Genomic DNA, 13274 nt, shown 5'->3' with positions numbered 1-13274 from the left:
TCTTTGATCTACGAGTCAATTTGCTGAGACAGGATTTCTCCAGCCAAAGTAGAGATTGATTCTCCCAAAGCGTTACTTGCATCAAGTGCAAAGGTTCCGGTATGCCCTACCGTACCCAATCCTCGACTTAGGATGTTTTTGGCTGCATTGAAATCTCTATCCAAGGTACACCCGCACTTGCAGACGTGCGTTCTTGTGGACAGCGTTTTCTTAACAACTTCTCCGCAGTTAGAGCATTCTTGGCTGGTATATTGCGGATTTACCGCAACCGTTACCCGCTCAAATACTTTTCCAAAATATTCAAGCCAGATGCGGAACTGATACCAAGATGCGTCGTTAATAGACTTAGCTAAGCAATGATTTTGCACCATATTCTTGATTCTCAAATCTTCGTAGGCTATCAAGTCGCTTGACGCTCACTACGCACCGTGCAAGTTTTATTGCATGATCTTTGCGTTGTCTACTTATTTTGAGATGCTGCTTACCTAAAATCTGTCTAGCTTTGCCTCTATTTTTGGAACCTTTAGTTTTTCTGGATACGCGACGCTGACAACGCTTGAGAACTTTCTCACCTTTTCTCAGGAATCTAGGATTTTCCACCGTAACTCCGTTTGAATCGGTGTAATATTCTTTCAACCCAACGTCTAGTCCGATGGTATTGCCAGAGGGCTCCGTGTTTTCCTTTCTATCGACATCGATACAGAATTGGACGTATACACCGTCTGCACGTTTTACTAATCGAACCCGTTTAATTTGGTTGATTTGGTAGAAGTGCAGATCGCGTGTACCTTTTAGCTTGAGCTTGCCAATTCCTTTTTTGTCGCTAAATTTAATCGATTTCCTGTCGTCTGCAAGTTTCCAGCCAGTCGATTTATACTCGACAGAACGACAGTCTTTCTGGAATTTTGGATACCCTTTTTTGCCGGGAGTTCCTTTTTTACAGTTGTCGGAGAATCGGGAGATAGCAGACCAAGCACGTTCGGCGCTAGCTTGCCTAGCCTGCGAATTGAGTTCATCAGCAAACGGAAACGATGCTGCCAATACCGCACAGTATTTGTTCAAATCGTACTTGTTCACTTTTTTGTTGTCGATCCAATAGCGTAAACAACTATTGCGAACAAACTGGGCAGTGCGAATTGCTTCGTCTACTGCCGTGAACTGGCTTGATTTTCCGTAAGCTTTTAACTCGAAGACTAGCATTGTTTTACCTCCCACCTTATGCTACATCATCTGGCACAAAGTAAGAGGTGGTACAACAAAAGTTTACATAAAAGTCGTCCTAGAAGGACGGGGTTTTAAACCCAGTTTTTTGATATAGCAATCCGATCTGAGTCTCACAACACCACGCCTTCTTGTCTTCCTAGACTTCTTATATAGCAAGACTTTCAGATTTTACATATCTAGAAAATCACTTAGGATTGCTATAAATACTTTTTTTTATAATTTCGCGCTTGCCCGCCTGCAGGGGGAGATTTTTGCCAGCCGGTGCATTTAATGTCAATTACCAGGAGGCGATCGAGTTTTTTGCCATACTACCCTTGAATCATCTCATCTGCCAGAAAATCAATCGATTTTAGATTTTAGATTTTAGATTTTAGAGATGGTACCACTTCTTTGATCCGGTTGAAATTGCCACTTGAGCAAGTGCAGGAGAATTACCACCTGATTACTCTCTAAACTCCGGCATTCACTTCGCCCCATGTCTTCTATTTCTGCAATCAGATTTTCCCAGTCGATGTTTGAATAGTCGCGAACCCGCAACTTTTCCACAGTGGTTTCAATCCCTCAATCGATTTTAGATTTTAGATTTTAGATTTTAGATTTTAGAGATGGTACCACTTCTTTGATCCGGTTGAAATTGCCACTTAAGCAAGTCCAGGAGAATTACCACCCGATTACTTTTTCCACTCCGGCGTTCACTTCGACAATTTTTGTCGTTAAACTTCTAATTTTGTTGTGATAAGCTGTTCGTGCTAACAACTGTAAATTAACAAATATGGCGGTATGAATCAAAAGGCAGTCCCGTCCGCCGCTTTACTTCTACAACTGATTTGTAAGCGCCTTTTCTCTGCCTTTCTCTAACTATTTTTTCCGCAACATATCGATCTAAACCGCTGGCGATTAACTCTTCCGGCGAAAGAATATTTAACCGTTTCCAAGTAAACTGCAATTCTTTTTGATAATTGTAGCTGAAGCAAATCATCGGGGCGATGCGTCGGACGTGACTTTCGGGAACTCCGGCTATTTCTGATAACTCTTCGGCGTGGGTAAAAATGTAGCCTTCGTTTTGCAAAGATTCAATATCGTTGGCGTAGACGATCGGCAAACCCAAGATTCTGACCATATCGTCTTTGGTACACTCATTAATATCTATTTTGCCGCGCACGTTTGCCAGTTCTTCGGCATTCGTCGGACTTGCAGGAACCAATAAACCTCTGGGTGCAGTTTTGATCAGATAGCGCTTTTTCAAACTAAAAGCAGTGACAATTTGAGCAATCCAAACGATCGTACCCAAATTAGTTGAAGAAGATACCGCTAGTGCTGCTAAAGTAATGGCAACACCCCATCCCATCCAACTGCGAATATTTGACTTTTGGCCTGCATAGGCGATCGCCAATCCGCCGAAGTAGGGAATAAAAGAATACCACACCCAGTTTGGAGTTTGACGCAGCCAGTATAAATCTTGAGACACTTTAATTTTATCCTTAAATAGTTGTGCTCTCACACTTACTTATTTCACTCCCACTTTTTTAATAGTGGGCTTCCTTCTTCCTTCTTCCGACTTCCATCGGACTGACATCCGTTACATCCGTTACATAATCCGTTGCCGAACTTCCTTCTTCCTGCCTTCTGCCTTCTGCCTTCTGCCTTCTGCCTTCTGCCTTCTTAATTACAATTCTCGGAGCAGTTTTTGGCGTTTTTCTTCATATTCTTCGGCCGTAATTGCGCCCATATCGTAAAGTTTTTTTAATTCGCCGATCGCCCCGGTTACATCTTTTGCCGCTCTGAGGGCATACCCCGACGGCAACGTACCGCCATTGTACTGAACCTGAAAAGCTTGTTCCGACATCAGCAGCAGGCCGATAAAATCGAAAAATGCGATAACTGACGGAATTAATGTCCAAGAAAATAGCAAGTATAATACCCCTGCTAAGTTATTGCCCAAATAAAATTTGTGAACTCCGAAACCTCCTACAAAGAAAGCTAACACAACTGCTACGCTTTTATCTTTTACCATTTTTACTTTCCCCAGTTTTTTATTTTAACTTCCGCGATCGACCTTTAAATCTCTACCTTTAACGATCGAGTTCAGTAATCTTACTAATTTTTACTCATTTATTTGGGTTTTTGCGAAACTTAGACATCGCCAAATACAGCAGAACTATACCGACTTGAGCCTGCATAATCACCAAGTAGCCTCTCAAGAAATAATTGAGTTCGCTGCCTGAATTGAAAGAAAATATTAACAGACCCAAGGCTGCGTAGGGTGCGAAACGCATCCAACTCGGCGTTCCCTCTAACTTGTGGCTGTTCAAATTGCTCATGGGGTTTAAGCCTCATCCTAAATTAAAATTTACCTATAAATTAGCCGGATTGTCAACTTCCGCTTGGTTCGATCGCCCCGGTGAGTCTCTCAATCCTCAGCCAATAAGATATTACTTCCATGTTAAACCCTGTTTTTCCGCTAAAATAAGCGACCGGGGCGGGTCTATCTGGATCTGTGGCTGAGATTACAGATTAGGGTGAACCCGTCCCTAATGAAATTCCGGTTATTTTAGCGGGCTAGATATCAGGGGCGCACCGAACATCCTACTGCTGTTTTTGGCAAGAGTCGATCGCCCCCACGAAAACTGTCAAAAAAACTCGATTAATTCACAATTATTAACAACCGTCCGAATTAACTCGCGCCGCCGCCCAAAAGAAACAGACTCAAAAGAGTACCGCTATTCCAGAGACTGTGCAGAAGCATAGGAGCAAGTAGATTGCGCGATCGCGTGTACACAAAGCCCAAAACCGCACCCAAAGTCGCCAAAGGCAGAATCTCAGAGACACTCAAGTGAGCCACAGCAAACAAGAAAGCAGAAGCTGCGATCGCCCCCCAAACAGGCAAATAGCGAGTCAGAGAAGGCAGTAGAAAGCCCCGAAACACAATTTCCTCAAAAACCGGAGCCGCGATCGCAGCAGTGCCGAAAAACACCGCCAAAGCCACGTTGTCCCTACCTTCGAGAACGATCGGCAAAATCGGATTACTGCCACCTTGTCCCTGCCACAATTGCTGATTAATTAGCGACACCAAAACTACCAAAGGCAAAGCAACAAAATAGCCGCCAAAACCCCACAAAAACCAACTTCCCCGCCAATTAATCCGAAACCAACCTTCCGGCAAAGGCAAAAAAGACTTGACCGAAAAATACAGTACCGAAAGCCCCCCAGCCGACAGCAACAAATAAGTAGCAAAGATATAAAAAGCCTTCTCGCGCGGGTCAAAAGTAGCTGGGTTGAGTTTTAAAACAGCCAGAGAAACTGGCAGCAACAAATAGGGAATCAAGATTTGCCCGACAAAGAAAAAGCCGACTACAAGCACCTGCCAAACAATCTCGCCGTCCCAAGGCACATCCCAAGTCAAGCTCGCATTTCGCGCCAACACCGGGCCGGAACCTGCTGTATCTAACTGCTTTCGCTGCAACAACCACTGCACTGTCAAACCAACCAGCAAAACCGTGCCAATACAAAGTGCGATCGCCGGAACGCCCACTATAATTGCCAACTTTTCTACAGCTTGCTGGGCCGTTACTTGCTCTGCTGCTTGCAGCGCCGCCAGCTCTTTAGAACGTTCTTGCAGCTTGTAAAGTTGAGCTAGAGCGCGATAGCGAAACCAGCCATCCAAAGACTTTTGAATGCTCGGCTCAGCATCCGGCAGCAGTTGAGCCTGATTGCTCCAAATTCCCGTTAAAACTTGAGCAGTTTCCACCGAAGAATCATCATCACTTTTAGTTTTGTAGCGCTCAACTAAATTTTTCCAAGTTTGCAGAGCTGCCTCAGTTTTGCCACTGCTTGCCTGCAAAATTCCCAATCGCAAGTCAAGTTCATTTAGCAGCACTGACTGTTGCTTTATCGACTCGGACGCCGCCTTATTTTGAGCCAAATTCAGAGTATTGTCCTCCGACTTAGAGGCAATGGCAGACTGAATTTCTTTAACTTGTGCTTGAGATGTTTCGAGAGTTTTGCGAGTCGAGTCTCGCGCTTCTTGATATTGCGTCAAAGCCGTATTTAAAGGATCTGCACCGACAATATTGGTGCGCGCCGAACTTAAATTATCACTCTGATTATTTTCTCCTTGCCACTCCGAGGCGTGCAGCAGCAAATTTGTCTGGTAGAGTTCCAGCCGGCTTTGAATTTGCGGCTGATTCCAACTAGCAAGTAAAGATAAACCGACCAGGGCGATCGCGATCGCCGTTAAAATACCTAAAATAACCCGCTTCAGTGTCATTCCTGCTTTTCCGTCCCGCGCGAATCCGTGGCTAAATCTTTTCCGTCTTTAATCATAGGTCGTTGCAGACGAGAGTATCCCGACAACTGGTAAAATTTCACTGGCTCATCTTTTTGACTCGCCTCAACAAGACTTACGCCACAAATCCTCGCTCCGCCATGTATGCGTAAGGTTCACACCTTAGCCCAACGGTGCTTATGGCGCACCCTACAGGAGTAGTGCGGCATAACTCAGATGTTGCACCATTGTCAAGAACGGGCAAGATGCCCGTTCCACAAAGAATTGAGTTTTCTTGTGGAACAGGCATCTTGCCTGTTCCTAAACAAGTAATTGAGAATGGTGCAAGATGTGAGTAACCACCCGCGATGTATGAGGTAATATCCGCACCGCGCACCCGAAGCGCGTAACAGGCTAAATCTAAAATCTAAAATCTAAAATCTAAAATCGAATGACTCGCATTATCTTAGTCCGTCACGGCAAAAGCACATACAATCAAGAACGCCGCATCCAAGGCCGCCTCGATAAATCAATTTTGACAGAAGCAGGCCGCAGCGCCGCCCTGCAAGTAGGCGACACACTCAGCAGTATCGCCTTTGATGCCGCCTATACCAGTCCCCTGCAACGAGCCAAAGAAACAGCGGAAATCATCCTGTCGCGCTTGACAAATCCGCCACAACTCCAGCCAACTGATAATTTGATGGAAATCGATTTGCCTCTGTGGGAAGGAATGCTGCGCCAAGATGCGATCGACAAATTCCCCGAAGCATATCAGCAGTGGCAAAAACAGCCCGACAAATTTTCCATGAAACTGCCATCTGCTGACGGAGAAATCGAACACTTTCCCGTATTGGCAATTTTTGCTAACGCCCGTCATTTTTGGCAAGAACTTTTATCGCGCCACCAAGACGGCACAATTCTAGTAGTAGGTCACAACGGAATCAACCGCGCTCTCATCGCCACCGCGTCGGAAATTACCCCTGATTACTATCAATCAATTCAACAGTCAAATTGCGGAATTAGCGTCATTAATTTTGGAACTTACCCTGTTACCAACGACGCACTTGGAGAGCCAAAAAAGAAAGTTGCAGTTCAATTAGAGTCAGTGAATTTAACTTCCCATACCGGGGAAATTTTTCCCAAACCGAGGGACGGACACCAAGGCCCCCGCTTGTTGCTGGTGCGTCACGGCGAAACCGACTGGAATAAAGCCGGTAAATTTCAGGGGCAAATAGACGTACCTCTCAACGATAACGGCCGCGAACAATCCAGGCGGGCAGCAGAATTTCTCAAGGATGTAAAATTAGATTTTGCGATTAGTAGTTCGATGCTGCGGCCGAAAGAAACTGCGGAAATTATTCTCCAATATCACGGCGGTTTGCAACTCGAACTCCGGGATGAGTTGAGAGAAATCAGCCACGGACTTTGGGAAGGAAAGTTTGAATCAGAAATAGAAGAATCCTATCCGGGTTTGCTAGAGGAATGGAAAACATCTCCAGAAACAGTCCAAATGCCCGAAGGAGAGAATTTGCAGCAAGTTTGGACGCGGGCGATCGCATCTTGGCGAGAAATTGTACAATCTGTTTCTGGTACTGGAATTGTCGTTGCTCACGATGCCATTAACAAAGCTATTCTCTGCCACCTATTCGGTTTGGAACCAGAACATTTCTGGAAATTCAAACAAGGAAACGGAGCCGTTAGCGTGATTGATTATCCCCACGGCCCGGATGGTTTGCCGGTATTACAAGCGATGAATGTCACAACTCATTTGAGCGGCGGCGTTTTTGACAAAACAGCAGCCGGAGCACTCTAATTAGTAAAGTGCTGAGCGCGAACCCGTAGCGGAAGGAACGCCCACCGCTACGGGTTCGCGCCTGAAAAAAGTTTGAATTTTGATAACAACCGCGCCCGACGCTTAGGAAGTTCTTAATTCCTGAAACTAATGCGCTGGATTGCTTCTTCCTTCTTCCTTCTTCTTTCTATCCTTTACATCCGTTACATCCGTTACATCCGTTACATAATCCGTTGCCGAACTTCCTTCTGTTATATGAGCCGCGAACTGCTACAAAATGTACGAGTGCTAGATCCAGTTTCAGGGAGCGATCGCATCGCTGATATTCTAATTACCGAAGGCCAGATCGAAGCCATTGCAGAAAAAATTGCTGAGTTTCCCGCTGACACCCAAGTGCGGGATTGCCAGGGACTGATTTTGGGGCCGGGATTAACAGATATCTACAGCCACAGCGGAGAACCGGGTTTTGAGGATCGAGAAACCCTGGAATCCTTGATGCAGGCTGCCGCGGCTGGCGGTTTTACGCGAGTGGCGATTTTGCCGGATACCTCGCCACCTGTTGACAATTTGGCCGGTTTAGCTTTGTTGCAGCAATATATCCGCAATTTGTCGCCTGGGCTGCCCCGCTTGTATTTTTGGGGAGCGCTGACAGCGGGCGTTAAAGGTCAGCAGATGGCAGAGTTGGGCGAGCTGGCCTCCTGTGCAGTGGTGGGTTTTGCGGACGGTTTGCCGCTGTCTAATCCGGCTCTGGTGAGGCGTTTGCTGGAGTATATCCAGCCTTTGGGCAAGTCTGTGGCTTTGTGGCCGTGCGATCGAACTTTAGCAGGAAATGGCGCGGCGCGGGAGGGTGCGGTGTCGGTGCGGTTGGGTTTACCGGGAATTCCGGCGAGTGCGGAAACTTCGGCTTTGGCGGCAATCCTGGAGTTGGTGGCCTCTGCGGGAACTCCGGTACACATTATGCGCGTTTCTACGGCGCGCAGCGTGGAATTGATTAGAGATGCGAAGGCGCGGGGTTTGCCGGTGACTGCGAGTGTGACTTGGATGCACTTGCTGTTGAATGTCGGGGCAATTTCAGGAAACTCTCAAGATTCCGGCGGGAAAAATGCTCTGACTGCTTCGTTGGGCTACGATCCGAATTTACACCTAGAACCGCCGTTGGGCAATCTCAGCGACCAATTAGCGCTGATTCAAGCTGTGAAAGATGGGGTAATTGATGCGATCGCGATCGACCACAACCCGCATACTTATGAGGAGAAAACTGTGGCTTTTGCTGATAGTCCGCCGGGGGCGATCGGCTTGGAATTAGCTTTGCCTTTGCTATGGCACGGACTGGTAGAAACTGGCGAATTTTCGGCTTTAGAACTGTGGCGAGTTTTGAGCGCAGGCCCTGCCGTTTGTCTCGGACAAATCCCCCTCACGGTTGCACCGGGAGTCTCTGCTGAGTTGATTTTGTTCGACCCGGCAATGAGTTGGACTGTTGACGGGTCAAGTCTGAAGTCGCGATCGGCAAATACGCCTTGGTTGGGACAGCAATTAGCAGGAAAAGTTGTACAAACCTGGATTAATTGACCCTTGCAATTGAAATTCATCTGTTGTAGAACAGGCATCTTTCTCAAAGTAGAACAGGCATCTTGCCTGTTTCTCAAAGTAGAACAGGCATCTTGCCTGTTTCTGGGAATGCTGGATGAGGTGACTCAGAAAAGAAGATAAATACATGATTGCTGCTTTTGATTCGTGGAAGTCCCCACCGCAAAACATGACATTGGATCTGGGCGAAATTCATGTTTGGCGCGTGTCTCTGGCTCAAACAGAATCTTGCTTGCAGAGTTTACAAGAGACTCTCTCTACCGACGAGCGGACAAAAGCCGAGGGTTTTCACTTTCCCAAAGATCGATCGCAATTTATTGTGAGTCGTGGGGCGCTGAGAGCGATTCTGAGTAGCTATCTTAACATAAATTCTCACATTTTGCGCTTTGACTACAATCCCTACGGCAAACCTTCTCTCATCGTCGCCCAAGGTGGAAATACCCTGCGTTTCAATTTGTCTCACTCAGGGAACATGGCTCTAATTGCGATTACCAAAAATCGAGATATTGGTGTCGATATTGAAGGCATAAATCCAAAGTTTTCTTGTCTGGAGATTGCTGAAAAGTTTTTTTCACCCTTAGAAACTTCTGTGTTACTTTCGCTGCCAGAACATCTCCAACCCACAGCCTTTTTCACCTGCTGGACTCGCAAAGAAGCCTATATCAAAGCAGTTGGTAAAGGACTTTCTATTCCCCTGAATCAGTTTGATGTCAGCCTCGCACCAGGAGAACCTGCAGCGCTGTTAAATGTTGAAGACAACCCCGAAGAAGCATCGAGATGGTCTTTAATTGAATTATTTCCCGGTTCAGATATGGTGGCGGCTGTTGCGGTTGCAGGAGATTGCTGGAAACTTCATTGTTGGGAGTGGACGGGGGAGTTTTGATTTATACTGAGATGTTGCACCATTCTCAATAAGCTTTTTATGAACAGGCTTTTCGGCCTGTTCCACAAGAAAGAAAATTCACTCTTTGTGGAACAGGCCGAAAAGCCTGTTGCTGGCGCAAGATGCCTGTTCCACAAGAAAGAGAATTCACTCTTTGTGGAACAGGCCGAAAAGCCTGTTGCTGACGCAAGATGCCTGTTCCACAAGAAAGAAAATTCACTCTTTGTGGAACAGGCATCTTGCCTGTTCCTGAGAATGGTGCAAGAGGTGAGTTTATACCGATCGCCCACGGTAAAAGAGAACGGCAACAGTCGCTGGAATAGCTCTACTGGTTGCACCTCCAAGCTATTGTATTGCACACCCTCCATAGACAAATAAGGACACAAAAATGTTGTGTCCTTATTTGTCTATTCGACTGCAATTTGCCACTCTACAACTGATTTAATAATTTAACCAAATCGATAGCCAAACCCGCGTACCGTAATGATATATTCCGGTTGGCCCGGATCGATTTCCAACTTTTCGCGCAGCCAGCGGATGTGAACGTCAACTGTTTTGCTGTCTCCGATAAAATCTTGACCCCAAATTTTTTCCAGCAACTGATCGCGAGACCAAACTCGCCGGGGATTACTCATAAATAGTTCTAGTAAGCGAAACTGTTTAGGAGAAAATTTCACTTCCAGACCACGAACCAACACGCGGCACTCTTCAGGATACAGAGTTATGCTCTTATATTGCAGCGTCCTCGGTTCCGGTAACCGACTGAGGCGCTGGCGCCGCATCAGCGCCCGACAGCGAGCGATAAACTCCCGCATTCCAAAAGGCTTGGTCAGATAATCATCCGATCCGGCTTCTAGGTAAAAAGCGCAATTGTTGGCACTTCCTCTAGCACCGATAATCAAAATAGGGACGGGATTTCCTTGATGCCGTAACATTCGACACAGATCCAAACCGTTAATTGAATCCATAATTAACAGGTTGAAGGCAAATTCACCGTGGTATGACGAAGAAGCCTGTACAGAAGGCAGGGCATTGCGCCCGTCGCTAGTAACCACCACCTCATAGCCCTGTTCTTTAAGGGCTAAAGCTAGCATTTCCCGCAACAGGTCTTCACCTTCCAATAACAAGATACGGCCGGCTTGTCCAACAGCCAACCTTGAAGGACTTTCGCTTAATTCAGCAGAAGACATAAATATCAGTGGGAGTGATGTTTGTATGTGGCTAGCGCGAGGTACCTTCTTCAGTAGCTGAGGCACTCTCGCGCTGCGATCGTTTGTACGATCGCCATTTGTTTGATCGCTTAGAATCCTTCGCCAGTCCATCCCACAGACACGCGCTCGACCTTTGCTACTTGCTCATGCAAGGAATACAGCCGTAGAGCAGTTGCCGGAGCCGCGCTGTCTGCCTGTGTCCAGGCCACAGAAGTCTGGTCATTTTTCGGGGTCGGTGTTAATTTCATAAAACATTGCCCGCTGTTAATTGACCACATAACACCCAATCTATAGGGATATGCTTGTTATACTACTCTTAAAAGGTTATTAAAAGGTAAAATTTTGGTAATCAATTGGTTAAATTATTAACGTTAAGTAATATAACGGTAAAGTTGCGATCGCACTGTAGAGCTTTTTTTAAGAATACAATAATAAGTTGCTCCAAATTCCTTTTTCTTCCCGTGCCGGCTACGATCGACGATAGCAAGTAAAAATTATGTAGACTGCCTATCATGTTGCTGCATTTGAGTACCTGGCCGGAGGTAGAAGCTTATCTCGAAAGCTCCCGAGGCATAATTATCCCGATCGGCTCCACCGAACAGCACGGGCCCACCGGCTTGATCGGGACTGACGCCATTGCTGCCAGGGCGATCGCCCGCGGTGTCGGCGAAGCTGCCAATGCCTTAATCGGCCCGACAATTAATGTAGGGATGGCCTTGCACCACACCAGCTTTCCCGGCACAATCAGCCTCCGACCGCAGACGCTGATACTGGTAATCAGGGATTACATCACATCTTTGGCAAAAGCGGGATTTGAGAAATATTTCTTCATCAACGGTCACGGTGGCAACATTGCCACCATGAAAGCAGCATTTTCCGAGACTTACGCGCATTTGTCTGACTTAAATTTACCGAATGCCGATCGAATCCAGTGTCAAATCGGCAACTGGTTCATGTGCGGCTCAGTCTACAAACTAGCAAAAGAATTGTACGGAAACCAAGAAGGTTCCCACGCCACCCCCAGCGAAATCGCCTTAACCCAGTACCTTTATCCAGAAGCAATCAAGCAAGCTCCGCTTTCGGAAGAAGTCGCTTCCGGGCACAAAATTTTCGGTGCTGCTGACTTCCGCCGCCGATTTCCCGACGGGAGAATGGGCTCAAATCCGGGCTTAGCAACCCCCGAACAAGGTCAGCAGTTTTACGAATTAGCAGTCAAAGAATTGACTAATAATTATTTGGAGTTTTTAAGTTCCGATTAACGTTTTTTTTCTAGTTATCAAGAAACTCCTGGTAACTAGAAGAAATCTCAAACTATTCTATATTTTACGGTGATGAGTGAGTCAGCCACATGATATTTCATATCAATTCCGGCTGCGGCGGAATGATCTCAAATCGGCGATTCATCGGGCGTAAAGTCGAATCAAGCGGCCAACAAATAATTGGCGCAAATTTCATTTTTTTGACAGCAAGTCAACAGTCAACAGTCAACAGTCAGTCGATTTTAGATTTTAGATTTTAGATTTTAGATTTTAGATTTTAGATTTGACTCCACACATGAATCTGGGAGGTGGAAATTAGGTGTAAAATATTTCCCTTGTCAACAGTCAACAGTCAACAGTCAACAGTCAACAGTCAACAGTCAACAGTCAACAATTACGGACGCTGCAACCGGAATCGATATCATCTATCTGAGAAAGGCTATATCTCCCGATTAATCAATCGGGAGAATATCAAAACTATTCCACAATCCAAGGAGTTAAAGAAGGTGTCCAAGCACTCAATTCTTCTTCCTTGAACCAAAGGCTAATTTCCGCACGGGCAGTCTCGACAGCATCAGAACCGTGAATCAGATTACGGCCGACATTGACAGCAAAATCTCCCCGAATTGTCGCAGGTTCTGCATTCAGAGGATTTGTTGCGCCAATGATTTTTCTCGCCGACGCCACAACGCCGTCGCCTTCCCACACCATCGCCACTACAGGGCCTGAAGTGATAAAGTTTACCAATCCAGCAAAGAAGGGTTTTTCTTTGTGAACATCATAATGTTGTTCCGCTAGTTCGCGACTCGCCGTCATTAGCTTCATACCAACTAGCTTAAAGCCCTTGGCTTCAAAACGACCGATAATTTCGCCGACGAGTCCGCGTTGTACGCCGTCTGGCTTAATCGCTAAAAAAGTCCGTTCCAAGATTAACTCCTATAATTGTGTTAACTGATCCAAAAGATAGAGTAACTCACAACGCACCTAAAGGCAATTCTGAGAATTGGAAATTGTCATTTGGAGGCTGATGGCCGCCGGAAGAAGGAAGAAGGAA

Annotated in this window: 11 protein-coding genes and 2 pseudogenes; 5 read left to right on the top strand and 8 right to left on the bottom strand. The window is 46.1% G+C overall.

All coding sequences use genetic code 11. The features are described from left to right. Nucleotides 1-8 precede the first annotated feature (8 nt). The 6 genes and pseudogenes from QT990_RS15515 to QT990_RS15490 all read right to left on the bottom strand — a co-directional run bounded on the left by QT990_RS15515 (nt 9) and on the right by QT990_RS15490 (nt 5491). A pseudogene (locus tag QT990_RS15515) lies at nt 9-1200 on the bottom strand (RNA-guided endonuclease InsQ/TnpB family protein). A 402-nt stretch (nt 1201-1602) separates the two neighbouring features. Beyond that, a pseudogene (locus QT990_RS15510) lies at nt 1603-1782 on the bottom strand (DUF29 domain-containing protein); the annotation flags it as partial. A gap of 205 nt (nt 1783-1987) precedes the next feature. Then, nucleotides 1988-2725: a helix-hairpin-helix domain-containing protein gene (locus QT990_RS15505; protein ID WP_333280372.1), complete on the bottom strand. Its 738-nt coding sequence runs from the start codon at nt 2723-2725 to the stop codon at nt 1988-1990. Nucleotides 2726-2890: 165 nt separating this feature from the next. Then, the gene (locus QT990_RS15500) at nt 2891-3238 is read right to left on the bottom strand and encodes an NINE protein (RefSeq protein WP_006633318.1); all 348 of its coding nucleotides are present in this window, start codon (nt 3236-3238) and stop codon (nt 2891-2893) included. 94 nt (nt 3239-3332) lie between these two features. Further along, nucleotides 3333-3545, bottom strand: a complete 213-nt coding sequence (locus QT990_RS15495) for a hypothetical protein (protein ID WP_333138650.1) — start codon at nt 3543-3545, stop codon at nt 3333-3335. A gap of 353 nt (nt 3546-3898) precedes the next feature. After that, a complete protein-coding gene (locus tag QT990_RS15490) occupies nt 3899-5491 on the bottom strand; it encodes a CPBP family glutamic-type intramembrane protease (protein WP_333138652.1) in 1593 nt (530 codons plus the stop codon). 448 nt (nt 5492-5939) lie between these two features. On the opposite strand from QT990_RS15490, the gene QT990_RS15485 reads away from it, so the two are divergent. From QT990_RS15485 to QT990_RS15470, 4 genes are all read left to right on the top strand, one after another. Beyond that, nucleotides 5940-7301 (top strand): histidine phosphatase family protein, encoded by a 1362-nt coding sequence (locus QT990_RS15485; protein ID WP_333138656.1) that lies wholly within the window; start codon nt 5940-5942, stop codon nt 7299-7301. A gap of 234 nt (nt 7302-7535) precedes the next feature. Continuing rightward, a complete protein-coding gene (locus tag QT990_RS15480) occupies nt 7536-8849 on the top strand; it encodes a dihydroorotase (protein WP_333138657.1) in 1314 nt (437 codons plus the stop codon). 145 nt (nt 8850-8994) lie between these two features. Then, a complete protein-coding gene (locus QT990_RS15475) occupies nt 8995-9750 on the top strand; it encodes a 4'-phosphopantetheinyl transferase superfamily protein (RefSeq protein WP_333138661.1) in 756 nt (251 codons plus the stop codon). A gap of 191 nt (nt 9751-9941) precedes the next feature. Next, complete coding sequence (locus tag QT990_RS15470) at nt 9942-10073, top strand: hypothetical protein (RefSeq protein WP_333138663.1); 132 nt, start codon at nt 9942-9944, stop codon at nt 10071-10073. Nucleotides 10074-10199: 126 nt separating this feature from the next. Here the strand turns inward: QT990_RS15470 and QT990_RS15465 are convergent, their stop codons facing one another. Next, a complete protein-coding gene (locus QT990_RS15465; RefSeq protein ID WP_333138666.1) occupies nt 10200-10940 on the bottom strand; it encodes a response regulator transcription factor in 741 nt (246 codons plus the stop codon). 533 nt (nt 10941-11473) lie between these two features. On the opposite strand from QT990_RS15465, the gene QT990_RS15460 reads away from it, so the two are divergent. Then, the gene (locus QT990_RS15460; RefSeq protein ID WP_333138668.1) at nt 11474-12220 is read left to right on the top strand and encodes a creatininase family protein; all 747 of its coding nucleotides are present in this window, start codon (nt 11474-11476) and stop codon (nt 12218-12220) included. A 477-nt stretch (nt 12221-12697) separates the two neighbouring features. Here QT990_RS15460 and ndk read toward each other — a convergent pair whose 3' ends face one another. Continuing rightward, the gene (ndk, locus tag QT990_RS15455; protein ID WP_333105548.1) at nt 12698-13147 is read right to left on the bottom strand and encodes a nucleoside-diphosphate kinase; all 450 of its coding nucleotides are present in this window, start codon (nt 13145-13147) and stop codon (nt 12698-12700) included. Between the last annotated feature and the right edge of the window lie 127 nt (nt 13148-13274).

The organism is Microcoleus sp. T3_B1 (assembly GCF_036700445.1).
In the GTDB taxonomy this organism is placed as follows: domain Bacteria; phylum Cyanobacteriota; class Cyanobacteriia; order Cyanobacteriales; family Microcoleaceae; genus Microcoleus.
The sequence above is the reverse complement of the archived record's forward strand: the minus strand, read 5'-3'. Positions and strand labels throughout refer to the sequence as shown.

Excerpts from the sequence above, each read along its gene's own strand:
- QT990_RS15500 (WP_006633318.1), bottom strand. The coding sequence starts at position 3,238 with ATGGTAAAAGATAAAAGCGTAGCAGTTGTGTTAGCTTTCTTTGTAGGA.
- QT990_RS15495 (WP_333138650.1), bottom strand. The coding sequence starts at position 3,545 with ATGAGCAATTTGAACAGCCACAAGTTAGAGGGAACGCCGAGTTGGATG.
- QT990_RS15490 (WP_333138652.1), bottom strand. The coding sequence starts at position 5,491 with ATGACACTGAAGCGGGTTATTTTAGGTATTTTAACGGCGATCGCGATC.
- QT990_RS15485 (WP_333138656.1), top strand. The coding sequence starts at position 5,940 with ATGACTCGCATTATCTTAGTCCGTCACGGCAAAAGCACATACAATCAA.
- QT990_RS15480 (WP_333138657.1), top strand. The coding sequence starts at position 7,536 with ATGAGCCGCGAACTGCTACAAAATGTACGAGTGCTAGATCCAGTTTCA.
- QT990_RS15475 (WP_333138661.1), top strand. The coding sequence starts at position 8,995 with ATGATTGCTGCTTTTGATTCGTGGAAGTCCCCACCGCAAAACATGACA.
- QT990_RS15470 (WP_333138663.1), top strand. The coding sequence starts at position 9,942 with ATGCCTGTTCCACAAGAAAGAAAATTCACTCTTTGTGGAACAGGCATC.
- QT990_RS15465 (WP_333138666.1), bottom strand. The coding sequence starts at position 10,940 with ATGTCTTCTGCTGAATTAAGCGAAAGTCCTTCAAGGTTGGCTGTTGGA.
- QT990_RS15460 (WP_333138668.1), top strand. The coding sequence starts at position 11,474 with ATGTTGCTGCATTTGAGTACCTGGCCGGAGGTAGAAGCTTATCTCGAA.